The 17,480-nt window shown below is 62.7% G+C and carries 19 protein-coding genes and 1 tRNA gene; 7 read left to right on the top strand and 13 right to left on the bottom strand.

What is annotated here, in order from left to right:
• Positions 1-107: 107 nt before the first annotated feature.
• The 7 genes from U1E20_RS09275 to U1E20_RS09245 form a co-directional block, all read right to left on the bottom strand.
• On the bottom strand, positions 108-377 hold the full coding sequence (locus tag U1E20_RS09275) for a hypothetical protein (RefSeq protein WP_409980303.1): 270 nt from the start codon (positions 375-377) through the stop codon (positions 108-110).
• Positions 378-809: 432 nt separating this feature from the next.
• The gene (locus tag U1E20_RS09270; RefSeq protein WP_409980302.1) at positions 810-2,645 is read right to left on the bottom strand and encodes a carbamoyltransferase; all 1,836 of its coding nucleotides are present in this window, start codon (positions 2,643-2,645) and stop codon (positions 810-812) included.
• Between the two features lie 6 nt (positions 2,646-2,651).
• On the bottom strand, positions 2,652-2,798 hold the full coding sequence (locus U1E20_RS09265; protein WP_409980301.1) for a DUF5989 family protein: 147 nt from the start codon (positions 2,796-2,798) through the stop codon (positions 2,652-2,654).
• A gap of 12 nt (positions 2,799-2,810) precedes the next feature.
• The gene (locus U1E20_RS09260; RefSeq protein WP_409980300.1) at positions 2,811-3,227 is read right to left on the bottom strand and encodes an SxtJ family membrane protein; all 417 of its coding nucleotides are present in this window, start codon (positions 3,225-3,227) and stop codon (positions 2,811-2,813) included.
• A gap of 224 nt (positions 3,228-3,451) precedes the next feature.
• On the bottom strand, positions 3,452-3,601 hold the full coding sequence (locus U1E20_RS09255; protein ID WP_409980299.1) for a lmo0937 family membrane protein: 150 nt from the start codon (positions 3,599-3,601) through the stop codon (positions 3,452-3,454).
• A gap of 35 nt (positions 3,602-3,636) precedes the next feature.
• Positions 3,637-3,969: an acid-activated periplasmic chaperone HdeA gene (gene hdeA, locus U1E20_RS09250; protein WP_409980298.1), complete on the bottom strand. Its 333-nt coding sequence runs from the start codon at positions 3,967-3,969 to the stop codon at positions 3,637-3,639.
• A 106-nt stretch (positions 3,970-4,075) separates the two neighbouring features.
• Complete coding sequence (locus U1E20_RS09245; RefSeq protein WP_409980297.1) at positions 4,076-4,867, bottom strand: TOBE domain-containing protein; 792 nt, start codon at positions 4,865-4,867, stop codon at positions 4,076-4,078.
• Positions 4,868-5,399: 532 nt separating this feature from the next.
• On the opposite strand from U1E20_RS09245, the gene U1E20_RS09240 reads away from it, so the two are divergent.
• Genes U1E20_RS09240 through U1E20_RS09230 form a run of 3 tightly spaced genes read left to right on the top strand, consistent with a single transcriptional unit; the run spans position 5,400 to position 10,224 of the window.
• A complete protein-coding gene (locus U1E20_RS09240; RefSeq protein ID WP_409980296.1) occupies positions 5,400-6,701 on the top strand; it encodes an ABC transporter substrate-binding protein in 1,302 nt (433 codons plus the stop codon).
• Complete coding sequence (locus U1E20_RS09235) at positions 6,698-7,993, top strand: di-heme oxidoredictase family protein (RefSeq protein ID WP_409980295.1); 1,296 nt, start codon at positions 6,698-6,700, stop codon at positions 7,991-7,993. Before U1E20_RS09240 ends, U1E20_RS09235 begins: the two co-directional genes overlap by 4 nt.
• A 17-nt stretch (positions 7,994-8,010) precedes the next feature.
• On the top strand, positions 8,011-10,224 hold the full coding sequence (locus U1E20_RS09230) for a TonB-dependent receptor plug domain-containing protein (RefSeq protein WP_409980294.1): 2,214 nt from the start codon (positions 8,011-8,013) through the stop codon (positions 10,222-10,224).
• A 130-nt stretch (positions 10,225-10,354) separates the two neighbouring features.
• Here U1E20_RS09230 and U1E20_RS09225 read toward each other — a convergent pair whose 3' ends face one another.
• Positions 10,355-11,251, bottom strand: a complete 897-nt coding sequence (locus tag U1E20_RS09225) for a hypothetical protein (RefSeq protein WP_409980293.1) — start codon at positions 11,249-11,251, stop codon at positions 10,355-10,357.
• A 102-nt stretch (positions 11,252-11,353) separates the two neighbouring features.
• Positions 11,354-11,854 carry a hypothetical protein gene (locus U1E20_RS09220; protein ID WP_409980292.1) on the bottom strand — a complete coding sequence of 167 codons (501 nt, stop codon included), beginning with the start codon at positions 11,852-11,854 and terminating at the stop codon, positions 11,354-11,356.
• A 157-nt stretch (positions 11,855-12,011) separates the two neighbouring features.
• On the opposite strand from U1E20_RS09220, the gene U1E20_RS09215 reads away from it, so the two are divergent.
• On the top strand, positions 12,012-12,590 hold the full coding sequence (locus tag U1E20_RS09215; protein WP_409980291.1) for an HdeD family acid-resistance protein: 579 nt from the start codon (positions 12,012-12,014) through the stop codon (positions 12,588-12,590).
• Between the two features lie 353 nt (positions 12,591-12,943).
• Here the strand turns inward: U1E20_RS09215 and U1E20_RS09210 are convergent, their stop codons facing one another.
• From U1E20_RS09210 to U1E20_RS09200, 3 genes are all read right to left on the bottom strand, one after another.
• Positions 12,944-13,150, bottom strand: coding sequence for a hypothetical protein (locus tag U1E20_RS09210; protein WP_409980290.1), 207 nt, complete (start codon positions 13,148-13,150; stop codon positions 12,944-12,946).
• A gap of 64 nt (positions 13,151-13,214) precedes the next feature.
• Positions 13,215-13,291, bottom strand: a tRNA-His gene (locus U1E20_RS09205).
• 84 nt (positions 13,292-13,375) lie between these two features.
• Positions 13,376-13,942 (bottom strand): DUF721 domain-containing protein, encoded by a 567-nt coding sequence (locus U1E20_RS09200; RefSeq protein ID WP_409980289.1) that lies wholly within the window; start codon positions 13,940-13,942, stop codon positions 13,376-13,378.
• Between the two features lie 62 nt (positions 13,943-14,004).
• Between U1E20_RS09200 and U1E20_RS09195 the strand changes: the two genes are divergently transcribed.
• On the top strand, positions 14,005-15,066 hold the full coding sequence (locus U1E20_RS09195; protein ID WP_409980288.1) for an A/G-specific adenine glycosylase: 1,062 nt from the start codon (positions 14,005-14,007) through the stop codon (positions 15,064-15,066).
• Positions 15,067-15,092: 26 nt separating this feature from the next.
• On the top strand, positions 15,093-15,359 hold the full coding sequence (locus tag U1E20_RS09190) for an Imm74 family immunity protein (protein ID WP_409980287.1): 267 nt from the start codon (positions 15,093-15,095) through the stop codon (positions 15,357-15,359).
• A gap of 6 nt (positions 15,360-15,365) precedes the next feature.
• Here U1E20_RS09190 and glpK read toward each other — a convergent pair whose 3' ends face one another.
• Entirely contained in the window at positions 15,366-16,862 is a 1,497-nt protein-coding gene (gene glpK / locus U1E20_RS09185; protein ID WP_409980286.1) for a glycerol kinase GlpK, read from the bottom strand.
• Positions 16,863-16,958: 96 nt separating this feature from the next.
• Between glpK and U1E20_RS09180 the strand changes: the two genes are divergently transcribed.
• Positions 16,959-17,345 carry a hypothetical protein gene (locus U1E20_RS09180; RefSeq protein WP_409980285.1) on the top strand — a complete coding sequence of 129 codons (387 nt, stop codon included), beginning with the start codon at positions 16,959-16,961 and terminating at the stop codon, positions 17,343-17,345.
• Positions 17,346-17,480: the final 135 nt, after the last annotated feature.

Here is a 17,480-nt window from a genome sequence, read left to right as displayed (position 1 = left end):
CTTCGAGGCGGAATCGCGCTCAGGCCAATAATGTGACGCAATTCAAGGCGTCGGAACGCCTCCGTGCGAAAATATCGGTTCGGCGTTTTCGCGGCGCGCTTCATGGGTCACTTCGCGCGCGCGCGGGCGCGCGGCGCATTTCGCCGACGCGCGGAAAGCCTTTGGACGAGAGGATGTCTGCGATCGAACGCAATTTGCGCCAGCGACGCGACGAAGCTCGTCTCCGCGTCGCCTTCAATCACGAAACGGCACATCAGATCCTGCGCGCCTGAGTCGAAAATATCCACGATCACGAGTTTCGGCGCGCCGCGCCCGATCATGCCGCGCGCGCGAAGAAAAGCGAGGAGCGCGGGCCGCGGTCGGGCGGAGAGGGGCATAGCGTCGCGTAAGCTATGGACAAGACTATCCCGTTTGAGCCGATCAAAATCCATTTGCCGCTCCATAACAGAACAAAAATTCGACGCCTCGCCGGCGTCCCGCTGTGCATGAAACCGACGCATCCTCCGCCGGTCCCGATGCCGGCTTGAGACGCCGTTTTCGAGATCGCGGTTTCAGCGCCGCCCCAAAGCAGCCTTCGTAAACCGGCTGCGGAAAGTTTGTCGAAAGGCGAGGCTTAACGGATAATTTTCGAGGGTCGCTTTTCGACGAATAATTTGATTGGGCTCGCCGTAACCGGGGGGCGCCATCCATCCTGTTGTGTGAATTAGACTTTTTGGAGACGCGACGAATTCTTGCGCTCTGTCGTCGAGCGCTCGAGGCAGCCAAACCAATCGCTGAGATATAGGACGCCGACGCGTCGCCAGCCGGCTCTAGTCGAGCTCGAACTTCTCTTTATAGTCGTGCTTAAGCGACTCGTCCTGATTTTCCTTGCGCAGATAACAGTCGCCGATCGCCAGAGCGTCCATTTCCGTGCCCATGAAACAGCCGAAGGCGTCTTCCGGCGTGCAGACGATCGGTTCGCCGCGCACATTGAAGCTGGTATTGACCAGCACCGGACAGGCGGTCATGCGCTTGAATGTCGACAGCAGCGCGTAATAGCGCGGGTTGGTCTCCTGATGCACCGTCTGGATTCGCGCCGAATAGTCGACGTGAGTCACGGCGGGAATGGCGCTGCGCGGCACATTCAGCTTGTCGATGCCAAACAGGGCCTGCTGCTCGGCGGTCATTGCGAGACGATGCTTCTCCGCGACGTCGGCGACGAGCAGCATGTAAGGGGAATCGCCGTCGAGCTCGAACCAGTCGGCGACATCCTCGCGCAGAACCGAGGGCGCGAAGGGACGAAACGACTCGCGATATTTGATTTTCAGATTGAGGGTTTTCTGCATCGTCTCCGAACGCGGGTCGCCGAGGATCGATCGTCCGCCAAGCGCGCGCGGCCCGAATTCCATTCGGCCCTGGAACCAACCGACGGCGCGTTCGGCCGCGAGATCCCGCGCCGCCGCGTCGATCAGTTCGCCTTCCGCCATCGTCTCGAATTTGGCGCCGACGGCCTGCAGCCGGCTTTCGATTTCGGCTTGTGAGAATGAAGGACCGAGATAGGAGCCGCGCATGGCGTCGCCGGCGCCGTTGACGCTGCGCGGATTTTTCTTGTGGGCGTAGTAGGCGGCGAGCGCCGCGCCGAGCGCGCCGCCGGCGTCGCCGGCCGCCGGCTGAATCCAGATTTGATCGAAGCTGCCGTCGCGCAGCAGTTTCCCGTTCGCGACGCAATTCAGCGCGACGCCGCCGGCGAGGCATAGATTGCGGGCGCCGGTCTCCTTGGCGAGGTCGCGCGTCAATCTGAGCACGATCTCCTCGGTGACCGCCTGTATCGAGGCGGCGATATCCATGTGGCGTTGCGTCAACAACTCTTCCGGCTTGCGCGCCGGCCCGCCAAAAAGCGCGTCGAACTTGGCGTTGGTCATCCGCAATCCGGTGCAATAGTCGAAATAGGACTGATCGAGCCGGAAGGTGCCGTCCCGCTTGAGGTCGATGAGATGATCCAGGATCAGGTCGGCGTATTTCGGTTCGCCGTAAGGGGCGAGGCCCATCAGCTTGTATTCGCCGGAGTTCACTTTGAACCCGGTATAATAGGTGAAAGCCGAATAGAGCAGGCCCAGCGAATGCGGGAAGCGAAGTTCGCGCTGCATCGTCAGCTGATTGCCGGCGCCGAAGGCGACCGAGGTCGTCGCCCATTCGCCGACCCCATCCATCGTCAGAACGATCGCGTCCTTGAAGGGAGAGGGATAGAAAGCGCTGGCGGCGTGACTGAAGTGATGTTCGGCGAAGAGCAGCCTTTCCGCCCAGTCGACATCCGCCGAATAGGCCTTCATCTCTTTCAGCAGCAGCGATTTTTGGAAAAGCTTTTCGCGCAGCCACAGCGGCAGCGCCATCTTGAACGACTGGAAACCGCGCGGCGCGAAGGCGACATAGGTTTCCAGCAGCCGTTCGAATTTGACGAACGGCTTATCGTAGAAGGCGACGAAATCTATGTCGCCAGGCGTTGCGCGCGCCGCTTGAAGACAATAATCGATCGCGTGACGCGGAAAGCGGGAATCGTGCTTTTTGCGCGAAAACCGTTCTTCCTGAGCGGCGGCGATGATGTCGCCATCCTCAACCACGGCGGCGGCGCTGTCGTGGTAGAAGGCGGAGATGCCAAGTATCCGCATCGCGATTTAGAAGAGCGTGTAGATGAACGGAGCGACCGCTGTGCCTTGCAGAACGATCAGCGCGCCGATCAGCAGCATGATCACCAGCACCGGCGCCATCCAATATTTCTTACGGGTTTTCAGATAGTCCCAAAGCTCGAGCAGAAAACTCATTTGTCTCTCTCCTCAAAACTGCTTGCTCATGTCGTTCGCCTCGCCGGGCGTATCGCGCATGGTCCAGTAGGAACTCGCGTTCTTATCGAACGAAAGCTTGAGCGGGTCGGCGCGAAGCGCCCGGAACAGCATCGCAATTGGCAGGATCACGCCAAAGAACAGAAAGCCCATGATGATCGGATTGGTGATTTTGTGCAGCGCCAAGCCAAGCTTGAACCACAGCCGGTTGAGCGGCCGCAATCTCGCCGGCGCGATCAACGCCGCGGCGGCGAAGCCGAGCGCCGCGGCGAGCCCCCAGAAATTCGGCGCCTCCCCGCGCCAAACCGGCAGTAGGCTGATGATCGCAATCGCCGCGGCGATCACGAATCCGAACGATCGATCGGAGCCCATCGGAGCCGAACGATCTCTCGAAAAATCCTCATGCGACATGTAGACGAGACTCCCAAGCCGCCTCGACCGAAACTATCTCCAACCCCCGCGAACATCAAACTTTCGCGAAGGTTCAAAATCTGCGCGCCGCGTCGTTTGAAGGAGCCAATAATGGATACCGTCGCCTGCATCAAGACGCCGATGACGCAGCGAATGCGCCGAGTCCGATTTCCGTCGCATTTTCTGCACGTTACCTTGCCGGCGCCGGGCGGCGGATCGACGCGCTAAATCACGCTGCGGCCCCGAATGACGCGCAGAAGTATGACGATGATCGCGATGACGAGAAGAATGTGGATGAAGCCGCCCATCGTATAGGAAGAGACGAGTCCGAAGAGCCACATGACGATGAGGACGACGGCGATCAGTTCAAGCATCGTTCAGCCTCCCATGCCGGTTCGGGGCGAAATCTTCACAGTTTCTTGCCAAGCGATTTTGCGTCGGCTTCGACCTTTTTCCAAGCGTCCTTGAGCTTGCTCCAGAACGACTCTTGCGGCGCCTTCTTGCAATCGTCGATGATCATCGGAACGACTTTTTCGGCGCCTTCGATATCGACGGTCGATCCGGCCGGCTTGCCCGCTTTGCTCTGAGCCGAGGACCAATAGATCACCTTCGGCTGGAATTGCTCGTCGACCGCCAGGAATTCCTCACAGGTCCATTTCGACGTCGGTTTCTTCGTTTCAGCGAAGGCGTTCATCGCGCAAAAAGATAATGCGGCGGCGGCAACGAAATAAATTCGCTTCATGGTTTGCTCCTTAAGATGCGGCTTCGGCCAAAACGACTCGCAACACTAGTGCGGATTCGAGCCCATATCCAGTTGCGCTGCAATGATCGACGCCTTGGGACGGGAGCTATTCAACCGCCAAAATCACGTCGGCCGGATCGAAGGTCGCCAGAGCGGCGTCTCCTTCCTTCAATCCCATGTCTTCAACAAGGCGGCGCGGAATCACCGCGGTCATCGTCTTTCCGAAGCCGATATCGAGCAGAATTTCGCTGTTGCGTTCGGCGTCGACCCGCTGCTTGACGACGCCGCGAAAACAGTTGCGCTGCAGCGGCGTCGCGTCGGTCGCGAGCGCCAGAGTGACGAAGGACGACTTGATGAGCGCCAGCGCCTTGCGTCCTGGCGAAAGATGCAGCTGCTCCGCCGATTCATTGGTGACGATCGCGAGGATCGTATCCTTTTCGGAGACGCGCAGCGTCACTTCGACGTCGACCGGCCATTTCTTTACCTGGATCACTTCCGCGCGAAAAACATTGCGCGCCGAAATCGTCATGCCGGCGGTCCAGAGCAGGAAATCCTCGGCGCCTGCGAGACCTTCCTCGGCGATCGTCTCCGATATGCGCGCCAGCTTTTCTTCGAGGCGGTGGAAGGTGGCGATCAGCCGGCGCCCCTCCTCGGTCACTTCGGCGCCGCCGCCGCTGCGCCCGCCCGCCTTGGTGACGAAGGCTGGCGTCGGCAGCAGATTGTTGATGGCGTTCACCGCGTCCCACGCCGCCTTGTAGCTGAAGCCGGCGGCCTTGGCGGCCTTGGTGATGCTGCCATGGGCCGCGACCGCCTCCAGGAGCTTGACGCGATCGCGGCCGACAAGCAGGCGGCCCTCGCTGCGCAGCGCCAGTGAAGCATCGATCTTGGTTTCCGCCATGTCCGCGCCTCGCCTTCTTGCCCGGATACAGGGTCGGACGGACGGAGGCAACTGGCCGAGGAGGAGGGCTGCTCGGCCAAGCGTTACCTAGGCGGTTAGCGTCTCCTTGCGGGCATCGGGTCGCGATTATTTCGACGGGGCGGCGGCGGTCGCGACCGGCCGTTCCTGCGCCGCAACGGCAAGCGCGCGTCGCGAATTGCGCTGGGATCAGCCGACCGACAAGTCGGCGACAACGCGCCTGTTAGCGTGTTCAATGAATTCGACTATCGGTTTGACTGCGCTCGACAAAATATTTGGAGACGGCCAATCCAAAGCCGATGGCGTTGGAGCATTTTTCTAAAACTAATTGAAAATTCATGAAAAATATCAGCAGTCTCGTAATAAAAGACTATAACATAGCGCTATAACACGATCCCTCAGCAAACAGCCTATATTTGCGCCATTATCTGCATAAAATTCGTAAGTTGACATTTGCGCGACATATACGTAGTCAAACAGTTATGTAGAGAAGATACATAACGATGCCTGGTCAATGATACGCGCTTTCACCGCCGCTGCAATCTCCTGGTTTCTCGTCAGTTTCGCCGCCGTTCCGGCGATGCCGGCGGACCAAGAGACCATCATTGTCGTCACCAGCTTTCCAGAAGAATTGACGACGCGCTATGAGCGCGAGTTCGAGCGCGGCCATCCGCAATTTCATGTCCAATTCGTCTGGAAGCAGTCGCGCGACGCGCTTGCCGAATTGACCAAGCCGGAGCAGGGCGGCGCCGATATTTACTGGGCGCCTTCGCCTGCGAATTTCGCCCTTCTTCGCGACCACGGCGCCTTTCGTAGAATATCGGTCGACCGCGCCGCGCTCCCAAGCCGTCTCGGCGCACAACAATTGGCCGACCCGACAGGCCTTTACGAGGCCTATGACGTTGCGGGCTATGGGATCGTGGCGAATCCCGGCGCATTGGCGGCCGCCGGGCTTTCGGCGCCGCGACGCTGGCGCGACCTCGCCTCTCCCGAATATGCGCGGCGGATGGCCATGCCGGTCGCCGGCAAGGTCGGCTTTTCGCCTGCGCTGTACGACATTTTTCTGCAAAGCGAAGGTTGGACGGAAGGCTGGCGTCTTCTCGGCGAGATGGCGGGCGAGGCGACGCTGCTCGACTCCGGATTCGCGCCGACGGCGACGGTGCGCGAAGGCAAGGCGGCCCTTGCACTGACGATCGATTTCATCGCCGAGATCGCCAGGGCCAATGGCGCGCCGGTCGAGATGATCTATCCCGAGCGCACGGCGTTCCTGCCCGCCCATGTCGCGATGACCGCAGGCGCCAAGCATGTCGCCGGCGCGCAGGCCTTCATCGACTTCCTGCTGTCGAAAGACGGCCAACTTTTGCTGATGGAGCGCGACAGCCGCCGGCATCCGGCGCGACCCGACGCCTATCAGAACGCGCCGGAAGGATTGGTTAATCCCTTCACGCTGCCGGCGTCGACGCTGCTTGATTACGACGCCGAGGTCGGCCGACGACGGCCGCCGCTCATCGCGCTGCTTTTCGATCTCGCGTTTGTCGAAGGCCACGCCGAGAGCGCCGATTTGTGGCGCGGGATTCACGACGCCGAGAAAAAATTCGCCGCCGACGCCAAGACCATGGCGATCATTGGCGAGGCGAAGAAATTCGCCGGCTTTATTCCCGTTTCGGAAAGCGAGTCGCGCGCGACCGCCTTCCTCGAGCGCTTCGGGCGTCGCGACGCCATCGATGCGCAGCTGATCGCCCAATGGCGCGATCAGATCGCGTCGGCGCGGCGACAGGCGCGCGATCTCGTCGCAAGTCTGGAGCCGGCGCCGTGAAACGCTTCGGCATCGTTCTCTGCGCCGCGCTGCTGACTGGAGCGACGCCTTATGAGGCGAGCGGACCTGAGAGCGAAGCCTTCACCCAACCGATCGAAGGGCTGGACGCCGCTCACGCCGCGAGCTTCCGCAAGGGGAGCGGCATATTCCGCCAGGCCTGGGTCATTGGACCTTCGCAGGATCACCCCGACTTTGTCGGTCTCGGTCCGCTTTACAATCGGCTTTCCTGTATCGCCTGCCACGTCAAGAACGGGCGCGGCGCCGCGCCCGACAGCGAAAATGGCGTCGCGCGCACGATGGCGGCGAGGCTGAGCGTCGAAGGACGGGATGCGCATGGCGGACCGCGCGCCCATCCGCTTTACGGCGCTCAGCTCAATCCCGAAGGCGTGTCCGGCGTCGCTGGCGAGGGTCAGGCTGTCGTCGAATTCGCCGAATTCGATGTGACGCTTTCCGACGGCGAAACAATAACGCTTCGCCGCCCGACGCTTTCCTTCCGCCATCTTGCCTATGGCGCGCTTGGGCCACAGACGAAGACCTCGCTGCGCAACGCGCCGCCTGTCTTCGGCCTGGGCTTGCTTGAGGCTGTTAGCGACGCCGAAATTTTCGCGGGCAGGGGAAGGCCGAATTTCGTCTTCAATGTCGAGACCGACAAAAGAACGCTTGGCCGCTTCGGACTGAAGGCCAATCAGCCCAATCTCAAACAGCAAATCGCCAATGCCTTCGTTGAAGACATCGGCATAACCTCGTCGCTTTTTCCTTCCGAGAATTGCGCGGCTCAAAACGAATGTCCGAATGGCGCGCCGAAGCTGGAGCTCGCCGACGCGCAACTCGACGCGGTCGTCACCTATATACGCGCGCTCGCACCGCCGGCGCGACGCGATCTCGACAATCGGCGCGTCACGGATGGCGAAAGCCTGTTTCGCGCCATCGGTTGTTCGGACTGCCATCGCGATACGCTGCATGTCGCGGCGTTTTCGCCGCAGCCGGCGCTCAATGGCGTTGCGATCCATCCCTATAGCGATCTTCTGCTGCACGACATGGGCGAGGGGCTCGCCGATGGCCGCGAGGACTTCGACGCGGGTCCGCGCGATTGGCGAACGCCGCCGCTCTGGGGGCTGGGCCTCGCCGGCAAGGGCGGCGACGGCGCCAATTTTCTGCACGACGGCAGGGCGCGCACGCCCGCCGAGGCGATCCTCTGGCATGGCGGCGAAGCGCAATCCGCCGCCGACGCCTTCCGCAACCTTCCCGAACAACAGCGCCAGGCGCTGCTCGCTTTCCTCAATTCTCTCTGACGACCATGGGGGCAATAATGACCAGACTGCTGATGACGACGGCGATCTCAGGCGGCGCGCTTCTCTTGCTGTCAGCGCCCCTGGGCGCGCAGACGACGTTGCCGCCGATCGAAGTCCATGCGCCGAAAGCCTTCGAACTCGGCCAGATCAAGGTCGGCGCGCGTCGTCTCGCAGTCCCGACAAAAGTCGCCGAGCCCGGCAATGGCAATGGCGATGGCGAATCCCCGTCGACCCAGGCGCAGCCTACCGAGAAAGTCGACAATGGTCCGACGCCAAGGCAGCACACCGACGCTTTCGGCGGCTACACCATCACCAACCGGCAGATGGAGACTTTCGCGCGGCCGACGCTCGACAGCGCGGTCAATATCGCGCCCGGCGTCAACAGTCAGATTTCGGGCAACTCCCGCAATGAACAGAACATCTATGTGCGCGGCTTCGATCGCTGGCAGGTCCCGCTCACCGTCGATGGCGTTCGCGTCTATCTGCCGGTCGATAACAGGCTCGATTTCGCGCGTTTTCTCACCGCCGACATCGCCGAAGTGCAGATCGCCAAGGGCTATGTCTCGGTGCTCGATGGGCCGGGCGGCATGGGCGGCCAGATCAATCTGGTGTCGCGCCGGCCGACGCGCGAGATCGAAGCCGAATGGCGCACCAGATTCGACTTCGGCCGCGACGGAACGTTCCTTGGACCGATGACCTATGGTTTCGCGGGCACCAAGCACGATCTCTGGTACGCGCAGCTCAGCGGCACGTTCCAGAATTCCGACGGCTGGATGCTGCCCGCGAGCTATCGCCCGACGCTGGCGCAGGGATCGGGCATTCGCGGCCAATCCTATACGCAAGACTATAGCGTCAATGCGCGCGTCGCCGTGACGCCCAACGCCACCGACGAATATTCCTTAACCTTCAGCCGTCAGGACGGCCAAAAAGGCGCGCCGCTTCATACGACCGATCCCCTCTCCACCCAGCGTTTTTGGCGATGGCCCTATTGGCGCGTTCAGAACCTCTATTTCCTGTCGAGAACCCAGCTCAATGACGCCGCCTATGTGAAGACGCGCGGCTATTGGAGCAAATTCGACAATTCGCTCGTCGGCTATGACGATCCTTCCTTCTTCAACCAGTCTTTGCCCAAATCGTTCAACAGCGCTTACGCCGATTACGCGCTCGGCGCCGAAGTCGAGGCCGGGACGGAAATCGGCGACATCGACACGCTGAAGGCGCTGTTCTTCTACCGGCTCGACAATCATTCCGAATGGCAGGAGAATTTCGGACAGAATATCCGTGGGACTCGCGCCGGCTGCGTGAGCAATGTTCCCTGCTTCACCCAGCCGATCATTTCGAGCATCGAGGACACTTATTCGGCGGCGGTCGAGAATACCTTCCACCCGAGGTCAGACATCGATATCGTTGGAGGCTTCAGCTGGGATTGGCGGCATCTGCGCCAGGCGCAGGGCTTCGCCGTTCCGCAGGGCGTCATCGACTATCGGCCGATCGACGTGCAGGCGCCTAACTATCAGGGGGCGGCCGTCTGGCGCTATACCGATACCGACCGAATCTACTTCAACGGCTCGAGCCGAACCCGCTATCCGACGCTGTTCGAACGTTTCAGCACGCGCTTTGGCGGCGCGACCTCCAATCCTGCGCTGAGGCCGGAACGGGCCACCAATTTCGACCTCGGCTGGTCGAGTCTCTTTGCGCCCGGAAGCCGCGTCTCGGTCGACGTCTTTTACAGCATCGTCGACAATCTCATTCAAAGCGTGCCGGCGCCGCAGTTCGGCGTCAATGTCACCCAATCGCAGAATGTCGGCAGCGGCAGATTCTGGGGCGCCGAACTCTCGGCCGATTATTTCGTGCGCGAGGATTTCTCGCTCGGCGGCAATCTCACATTGATGCGGCGCCAGGTCCATTCGCCTTCGATCGTCAATTTTCAGCCGATCGGCGTGCCCGACGTCAAGCTCCTCATTTACGCCGGCTACCGTCCGATTCCCGAGCTCACCTTCACGCCGAATATCGAGATGGACGGCGCCCGCTGGACGTCGACGACGAACGGCCAATGGTACTATCGGACCGGCGCCTTTTGCCTGACCAATTTCAACGTCGACTATCAGCCGGGCGACAACATCAAATTTTCCGCCGGCGTGCGCAACGCCTTCGACGATTATTATGTGCTCGCCGACGGCTATCCCTCTCCCGGCCGCAGCTTCTATCTCTCGTCGAAGGTGAATTTCTAGCGACGTCCGACGACACGCCGTCATCGCGAATGAAGCGAAGCAATCTGGAGTCGCGACCACCGTTCTGGATCGCTTCGTTGCTTCGCTGATCGCAATGACGAGCTGGACGCTGGTCGTCGTGAAGGGCGATCTATTTCAGCTTCGCGTCCCATGTCGGCGACTCCGGCGTGCGGAAATCGAAATCCCAGCTGAAGCTTCGGATGACGTTGCAGCCGATCAGCAAAGAAACGTCGCGGCCGAGAGCGGCGCGCAAGCCGCGAAAGTCATAGGAGATCGCGTAGACATCGCGCAGCACGCGGCCTTCGCCCAAGTCGAGCGATTTGATCTTATATATTTTCGAGGCGATCCGGGCGCCGGCGACGCCGCTCGCGCGGGCCTTGGCGTTGACGACTGTGAAAAGCCTTTTGTGCCTGCGGATGAATAGCTGATCGACCGCCGAGACTTCGGCGCCTGAGTCGAACAACCCGACCAAGGCCGTCTTGCCGAAATTCAAGTCGATGCCGATGAGACGCTGGTCGGGTCCCAGCCGCCGAAGCGCCTTAGGCTGACCGCTTGCGATCGCTTCGCCGAAGAAGACAAGCTCGCGGCGATCGACATCCAGGCTAAAACGGGCGCCGCGGAAGAAATCGAGTCCCAACAGGTCATCGCCGGCGTCCGTCGGACAGCGCGTGATCTCATAATTTACCCGCGCGACATTGTTTCCTTCGCTGGCGACGAGTTCGACCTTCGGCGCTTCGACGTCGTCGCAGCGCATCGTCGCGCCCGACGCGCCTGTCGAGACGCTTTCGCCGAGAACCCGCAAATCCTTGTTCCAGGACGCGAGTCTGAGGCGCGTGCTGGAGGCGCCGGTGTCGAGGCGCATCGGCCCCATGACATTGCCGATGCGCGCCTGCAGATAGATGCGCCCGCCGAAATATTCGTCCTCGTTCACGGTCAGCGGAATGACGGAGCGGCTCCTCTCGGCGCCGGCGGCGGCGAGCGAGACGAGCAGGGCGGTGAAAAAGGCCGCCGATCGAATGAATTTCATAAGTGCTTCCCGCTCCCCAAACCGTTCAGCGGCTAAGAAACGCGTCTTGAGCGTCCCGCGCAAGCGCGCAGCGCGAGCGCGAATGCGGCTGGGTTGGACCGCTTACGATGGCGATTCCGGCGACCAGAGCGGCTTTGCGAACAGTTCCCGCGGAAAAAGCCCGATCGCCGGTCGCTTGACGAGAAGTCGTGCGCTCTTGCTGCGACCATGTAGCCAGGCGCGGACCGCGTCTTCGCCCGTCAACTTGTCGGCTGGAATCGAGCGGCCCATCACATCGACGCGCCGCCCCAGATATCCCTCGTCAGCCGGATGGCGGCCGAGGCGGGAAGGGCCGAAATCGACGCTCCATCGCGCCCGCCAGGGAAAGGGCTTCTCGATTCCGCCGCGAAAGAAGGCCCAGACATCGAGGTCTTTGACGCCGGTCACGCCGTCCACATAATGCTGCGCCGCGCCCTGGCAGAGCGCCAGCAATATCAGCCGGTCTTTGTATCGGTGCCCGACGGGCGTTCGAAAAACCCTGTCGCGCAATACGTCCTGCGCGATCGCGCCAAGCCGCGCGAGATCGTCTTTGGTCAGCGGCTCGTAACTGCGCTCGGCTTCCATGTTTTTTTAAGAACGCGATGCTGGGCGCAATCTATTCGAGATTTTGGCTGAGTAGAACGCCGCCGCCGGTGAAATCGTCTCCCTGCAATTATCGGCTTGCTATTTGCCGTCGATCGGCAAAGATCGGGTTTTCGCCACCTTGCCATGGATGACTTAGATGCAGCGACAGTTTGACTCTTTCGTTTCAAGCGCCCCCGACGTTCTCGCCGTCCATTGGGGTTGGGTCATCGCCCTTGGCATATTGGTGGGCGCGCTCGGGATCATCGCGATCCTGCGCGCCAGGATGGCGACCATCATCACGGTCGGCTTCTTTGGCGTCCTGCTCGTCGTCAGCGCCGTGTCCGTGCTCATCTTCGCCTTCACGACGGCCGGCCTGTGGACCGACTTTTTCGTCCATGTGCTGTGGGCGGTCCTTCTGGCGATCGTCGGAATCATGCTCCTGACGCGGCCGGCGATCAGCGCCGAGGCGATCACGCTGCTCATCGGCTTCTATTTCATCGCCGAAGGCGTGCTTGTCATCGGCTTCGCCTTCACCTCGCATATCGAAGGGCTCTGGATGTATCTCATTCAGGGCGGCGTCGCGCTGATTCTCGGCGCGCTGCTGGTGATCGGCTGGCCCTTCACCGGCCTCTGGGCGATCGGCACGTTCCTGGGCGTCGATCTTCTGTTCAAAGGCTGGGGCATCATCGCGCTCGGCTTCGCCCTTCGCGCGATTTCGGAAGGCAATCTGCTGTAGGTCGAAGCCAAGGCTCCGAACTCGGATTAATTTCAGCTCACTCTCAGCCGTCATGGCCGGGCTTGTCCCGGCCACCCACGCCGGGACATTGCGAAACGTCTCGCGCAAGACGGCGCGTTCGGCTCACGTTCTTATATTTGCGGCGCGTCGTCGCGTGGATGGGCGCGACAAGCGCAGCCATGACGCGGTGAGGTGGCGCCTCGTTAACCAGGATTCGGATCCCTGAGATCAATGCGACTCCGTATGGCGCTCCGCGCGTCATTGAGAGCGAAGCGAAGCAATCCAAAGGCGCGAACGCACGCCTGGATCGCTTCGCCTGCGGCTCGCGATGACGGCCTATATGCTGAATCCGCTCAATCCAGCCCGCCGGTGGGATTGGCGAGCCAATAGACCACGCAGAACGCCGCGGTGATCAGGCCGGATCCGAAAAAGGCGCCCGCCAAGCGCTCGTCGGGAATGGCGTAGCTCACGACGGACATCAGCAGTCCGAAGGCCGCGACATAGATCGGCCGCGGATCGCGTTCCGGCGGCCTGTCGAGAAGCCTACGTCGCCAAGTCATCTGTCCCGCCCCATGCGCGGCGGCGGTTCGGACTCCGCCGTTAAAATTGCCGGCGCTAAGAACATGGTACCGCCACCCCGGCTCGAACGGGGGACCCCCAGATCCACAATCTGGTGCTCTAACCAACTGAGCTATGGCGGCATGAAGCGGAGTTTACCTAAAAGCATGCGGGGGCGATTGCAAGCCTTTGCAAGGGGCTTTCGAAGGGCCTTGCAAAGTGCGCGGTCAAGCGTCGCCGGGCGCGCCGGTTGAACCGGAAAGCGCTTGTTCGCCGAGCCTGATCAGCGCCGCGCGCAGGCCCGCTTCGGCGACGCCTTCGGTCGCCTCGACCGCGCGGGCGCGGGCGGCGGCGTCGGCCGGGGGCGGGCGGGTTGAGGCCTGCCGCTGCGAGGCTGGCGCGGGCGCCAGCGCCTCCTGCCGCAGCGCGATCCGCGCGACGCAGCGCCAGCCGAGATGGGCGTTCACCCGGTCGATGATGATCGGGGCGAAATGCTGCGCCTCAAGCCCGAAACCGGGGTCGACCCGCAGCACCAGCGTCGCCGGCTCTCGCGGCGTCTTGTCACGCCGTTTGGGCGTCGACGCGTCGATCGGCTTCGCCTTCGCCCGCACTGGCCATTTCAGAGCGTCCGGCGCGCAGATTCGCGCGATTCGAGCGCCGACGATCTCGCGCCAGCATAAGAGCAGCGAGGCTTCGCCAAAGCCGCGCGCCGCGACCAGCGGGTCGAGTTCGCGCAGCACATAGTCGGCGAGCGGACGCGCTCTTAAACCTTTCGCGCGCGAGGGAGCGCTCATTGGACTTGCGGCCAAGCCGCCTCCTTGCGAGGGCGAGGCTTCGCCCTCTATCAATCGCCCTCATGATAAAGCCTCGCGCGAGATCGACCAAGCCGGCCGAGGCGCTCCTCGCCTGGTATGACGCCGAGCGGCGCGATCTGCCCTGGCGCGCGCGGCTCGGCAAAGCACCGGACGCCTACAGAGTCTGGCTGTCGGAAATCATGCTGCAGCAGACGACCGTCGCCACAGTCAAAGACCGCTATGTCGCCTTCCTGTCGCGCTGGCCGACGGTCGACGATTTGGCGCGCGCGCCGCTCGACGACGTTCTCGCCCAATGGGCCGGGCTCGGCTATTACGCCCGCGCCCGCAATCTGCACGCCTGCGCGCGCGCGGTCGCGGAGTCTTCCGACGGATTTCCACAGGAAGAAGAAGCTCTGCGACGCCTTCCGGGCGTCGGTCCCTATACGGCGGCGGCGATCGCCGCGATCGCTTTCGATCAGCCCTGCGTCGCCGTCGACGGCAACGTCGAACGCGTCGTCGCCCGTCTTCATGCGATCGACAAGCCGCCGCGCCAGGCCGCGCCGCTGATTCGCGAGAAGGCCGCCGCCCTGGCGACGCCTTCGCGCGCGGGCGATTCAGTCCAGGCGCTGATGGAGCTCGGCGCGCTGGTGTGCACGCCGAAAAACCCCGACTGCGCCGCCTGTCCGCTGTCCTCCGTCTGCGCGGCGCGGCGTCTTGGCGCGCCGCTCGACTATCCGGCGCGCCCGCCCAAGCCGCAAAAGCCGAGGCGCCGGGGCGCAATTTTCATCCTGCGGCGCGGCGACGAAGCCCTGTTGCGGCGGCTGCCGCCCAAGGGGCTTTTCGGCGGCATGAACGCTTTTCCGTCGACGCCGCTGACGCAGGATATCCCGGCCGCGGCGTTCGCTGGTTTCGCGCCCTGCGCGGCGCGCTGGCGGGCGCTCGAACAACCGCTGACCCATGTTTTCACGCATTTTGCTTTGGAGGCGACCGTGTTCGTCGCGCAGACGCGGGCCAAATCGGCGCCATCGGATTGCCGCTGGGCGGCGCGCGACAATCTCGATAAAGAGGGATTGCCGACGCTCATGCGCAAGGCCGCCGCTCGCGCCGGGCTTGTCGATGCGTGAATTATCGCGAGGCTGAAGGGGGAGCCATGGCGCGACGCTCAGGCGGCTATCAGGTCGAGGTGACGGAGGGCGCGATTCGCGTGCGCCGCGGCGGGAAAACGCTCACCATTCCCGCCGCGCCGCCCGACGGTGAATCGGAGGAAGACGCCGATTTCGTCGTGCGTCTCGACGATCTCGACCATTGGGACCCGCCCGACGACGAAACCCCGATCGATATCGAGGAACTGCACAAAATCCTCGATGCGGTCGAACAGCAGCTCGAAAAACACGGTTTGAGCGTCGATTTCGATTAGCGAGGGTCAGATCGCCCAGCCCAGCGAACGCTCGACCGCCTTCTCCCACGAGGCGACGAGACGCGCCCGCTCTTGCGGACTCATGTCGGGGGTGAATCGACGCGACTCGCGCAAATGCGCCGCGATGTCGTCCAGGCTTTTGTATACCCCCACCGCGAGCCCCGCCGCATAGGCGGCGCCGATCGCGGTCAATTCGAGCTGTCGCGGCCGAACCACCGGCGCGTCGATGATGTCGGCTTGAAACTGCATCAAGAGGTCGTTCGCCGCCATGCCGCCGTCGACTTTGAGCGCGCCGATTTCGACGCCGGCGTCGGCGACCATCGCCGCCAGCACTTCGCGGGTCTGGAAGGCCGCTGCTTCGAGCGCCGCTCGGGCGATATGGCCTTTGTTGGAGAAACGCGTCAGTCCGGCGATCAGCCCGCGCGCGTCGCCCCGCCAGCGCGGCGCGAACAGCCCGGAGAAGGCCGGCACGAAATAAACGTCGCCATTGTCCGGCACGCTTCGCGCGAGCGACTCGATCTCGCCGCTCTCCCTGATGATCCCGAGATTGTCGCGCAGCCATTGCACCAGAGCGCCGGCGATCGCGATCGACCCTTCGAGCGCGTAACAGGGCCTGGCGTCGCCGAGCTTGTAGGCCAGCGTCGTCAGCAGACCTTGGGTCGAAACGCGCGGCGTCTCGCCGACGTTCATCAAGAGAAAGCAGCCGGTGCCATAGGTGTTCTTGGCGTCGCCGGCCTTGACGCAGGCCTGTCCGAGGAGAGCGGCGTGCTGGTCGCCGAGCGCGCCGGCGAGCGGAACGCCGGCAAGCGCGCCGACACAGTCGCCGTAGACTTCGCTCGAGGAGCATATTGTCGGCAGACAGCCGGGCGGAATGTCAAAAATATGCACAAGCTCGTCGTCCCAGCTCAGCGTGTCGAGATTCATCAACTGCGTGCGCGAGGCGTTGGTCGCGTCGATGATGTGTCGGCCGCCGCCGCGGCCGCCGGTCAAATTCCAGACGATCCAGGAATCGATCGTGCCGAAAAGCGCTTCGCCACGGGCCGCGCGGGCGCGCGCGCCGGGAATTTCATCAAGCAGCCAGCCGAGCTTAAGCGCCGAAAAATAGGTCGCGAGCGGCAGGCCGGTCTTCGCGCGGACAAGGTCGGCCAAGTCCTGCGCCGCGAGCCGGTCGACTGCAGCGTGCGTGCGCGCATCCATCCAGACGATGGCGTTGTGGAGCGGTGCGCCGGTCGCCGCGTCCCACAGAACCGTCGTCTCGCGCTGATTTGTCACGCCGACGGCCGAGAGGTCGCGCGCCGAGACTTTGGCCTTGGCGAGAGTCGCCTCGATCACGGTCTGCGCATTGCGCCAGATTTCGGCGGCGTCATGCTCGACCCAGCCGGGGCGGGGATAGATCTGGCGGTGTTCGCGCTGCGACTGGGCGATGATGTCGCCGCTCGCGTCGATGAGGACAAATCTTGTGCTCGTCGTGCCCTGATCCAGCGCGCCCAAGAGTTTCGTCATGGATAACTTTCTGATGAACGCATGTTTCAGCCCTGGTTCAGCGCATGCGCTTTAGCCTGAAAATGGTTCCAACATTTCCCTTGAGGAGGATGCTCCATGAGATCGGCAGCCGTCAAAAGCCTATCGGCGCCAGTCAAAGCGGCCTTCGCCGGCCTCGTTTTCGTTCTCGCTTCGAGCGCCTTCGCGCCCGAGGCTTCCGCGCTGCCGGGCATTGATCGCGCGCCCGCCGCGCAGACGGCCCAGAGCCTCCAAAAGGCGCGCTGGGTCTGCGGCCCGTTTCGCTGCTGGTGGCGGCCCGGCTATGGCTGGGGCGGCGGTTACGGCGGCTGGGGCGGCGGCTGGGGCGGGGGTTATGGCGGCTGGGGCGGCGGCTGGGGCGGGGGTTATGGCGGCTCCGGCTATGGCGGTTGGGGCCGGGGCTACGGCTATGGCGGCGGCCGCGGCTATGGCGGGGGCGGCGGCTGGCGGCGCGACTATTGGTAAGCCGGGCGACGCCGGAGAGCTTGGAGCCGCGAAATTCATTCGCGGCTCAATTTTTGTTCAGCCCTTGCCGCCAGCCTGATCAATGCAAATAGAATTGGAGTGAAACGGCATGGTCCTTGCCAATCACACCGTGGC

Origin of the sequence: Methylocystis sp. (assembly GCF_046349115.1) — a bacterium.
Classification (GTDB): Bacteria; Pseudomonadota; Alphaproteobacteria; order Rhizobiales; family Beijerinckiaceae; genus Methylocystis.
This window is presented reverse-complemented; position numbering and strand designations above follow the sequence as displayed.

Excerpts from the sequence above, each read along its gene's own strand:
- U1E20_RS09230 (WP_409980294.1), top strand. The coding sequence starts at position 8,011 with ATGACCAGACTGCTGATGACGACGGCGATCTCAGGCGGCGCGCTTCTC.
- hdeA (WP_409980298.1), bottom strand. The coding sequence starts at position 3,969 with ATGAAGCGAATTTATTTCGTTGCCGCCGCCGCATTATCTTTTTGCGCG.
- U1E20_RS09220 (WP_409980292.1), bottom strand. The coding sequence starts at position 11,854 with ATGGAAGCCGAGCGCAGTTACGAGCCGCTGACCAAAGACGATCTCGCG.
- U1E20_RS09245 (WP_409980297.1), bottom strand. The coding sequence starts at position 4,867 with ATGGCGGAAACCAAGATCGATGCTTCACTGGCGCTGCGCAGCGAGGGC.
- U1E20_RS09265 (WP_409980301.1), bottom strand. The coding sequence starts at position 2,798 with ATGAGTTTTCTGCTCGAGCTTTGGGACTATCTGAAAACCCGTAAGAAA.
- glpK (WP_409980286.1), bottom strand. The coding sequence starts at position 16,862 with ATGACGAAACTCTTGGGCGCGCTGGATCAGGGCACGACGAGCACAAGA.
- U1E20_RS09200 (WP_409980289.1), bottom strand. The coding sequence starts at position 13,942 with ATGAGCGCTCCCTCGCGCGCGAAAGGTTTAAGAGCGCGTCCGCTCGCC.
- U1E20_RS09190 (WP_409980287.1), top strand. The coding sequence starts at position 15,093 with ATGGCGCGACGCTCAGGCGGCTATCAGGTCGAGGTGACGGAGGGCGCG.
- U1E20_RS09195 (WP_409980288.1), top strand. The coding sequence starts at position 14,005 with ATGATAAAGCCTCGCGCGAGATCGACCAAGCCGGCCGAGGCGCTCCTC.
- U1E20_RS09180 (WP_409980285.1), top strand. The coding sequence starts at position 16,959 with ATGAGATCGGCAGCCGTCAAAAGCCTATCGGCGCCAGTCAAAGCGGCC.
- U1E20_RS09275 (WP_409980303.1), bottom strand. The coding sequence starts at position 377 with ATGCCCCTCTCCGCCCGACCGCGGCCCGCGCTCCTCGCTTTTCTTCGC.
- U1E20_RS09240 (WP_409980296.1), top strand. The coding sequence starts at position 5,400 with ATGATACGCGCTTTCACCGCCGCTGCAATCTCCTGGTTTCTCGTCAGT.
- U1E20_RS09210 (WP_409980290.1), bottom strand. The coding sequence starts at position 13,150 with ATGACTTGGCGACGTAGGCTTCTCGACAGGCCGCCGGAACGCGATCCG.
- U1E20_RS09225 (WP_409980293.1), bottom strand. The coding sequence starts at position 11,251 with ATGAAATTCATTCGATCGGCGGCCTTTTTCACCGCCCTGCTCGTCTCG.
- U1E20_RS09255 (WP_409980299.1), bottom strand. The coding sequence starts at position 3,601 with ATGCTTGAACTGATCGCCGTCGTCCTCATCGTCATGTGGCTCTTCGGA.
- U1E20_RS09260 (WP_409980300.1), bottom strand. The coding sequence starts at position 3,227 with ATGTCGCATGAGGATTTTTCGAGAGATCGTTCGGCTCCGATGGGCTCC.
- U1E20_RS09215 (WP_409980291.1), top strand. The coding sequence starts at position 12,012 with ATGCAGCGACAGTTTGACTCTTTCGTTTCAAGCGCCCCCGACGTTCTC.
- U1E20_RS09270 (WP_409980302.1), bottom strand. The coding sequence starts at position 2,645 with ATGCGGATACTTGGCATCTCCGCCTTCTACCACGACAGCGCCGCCGCC.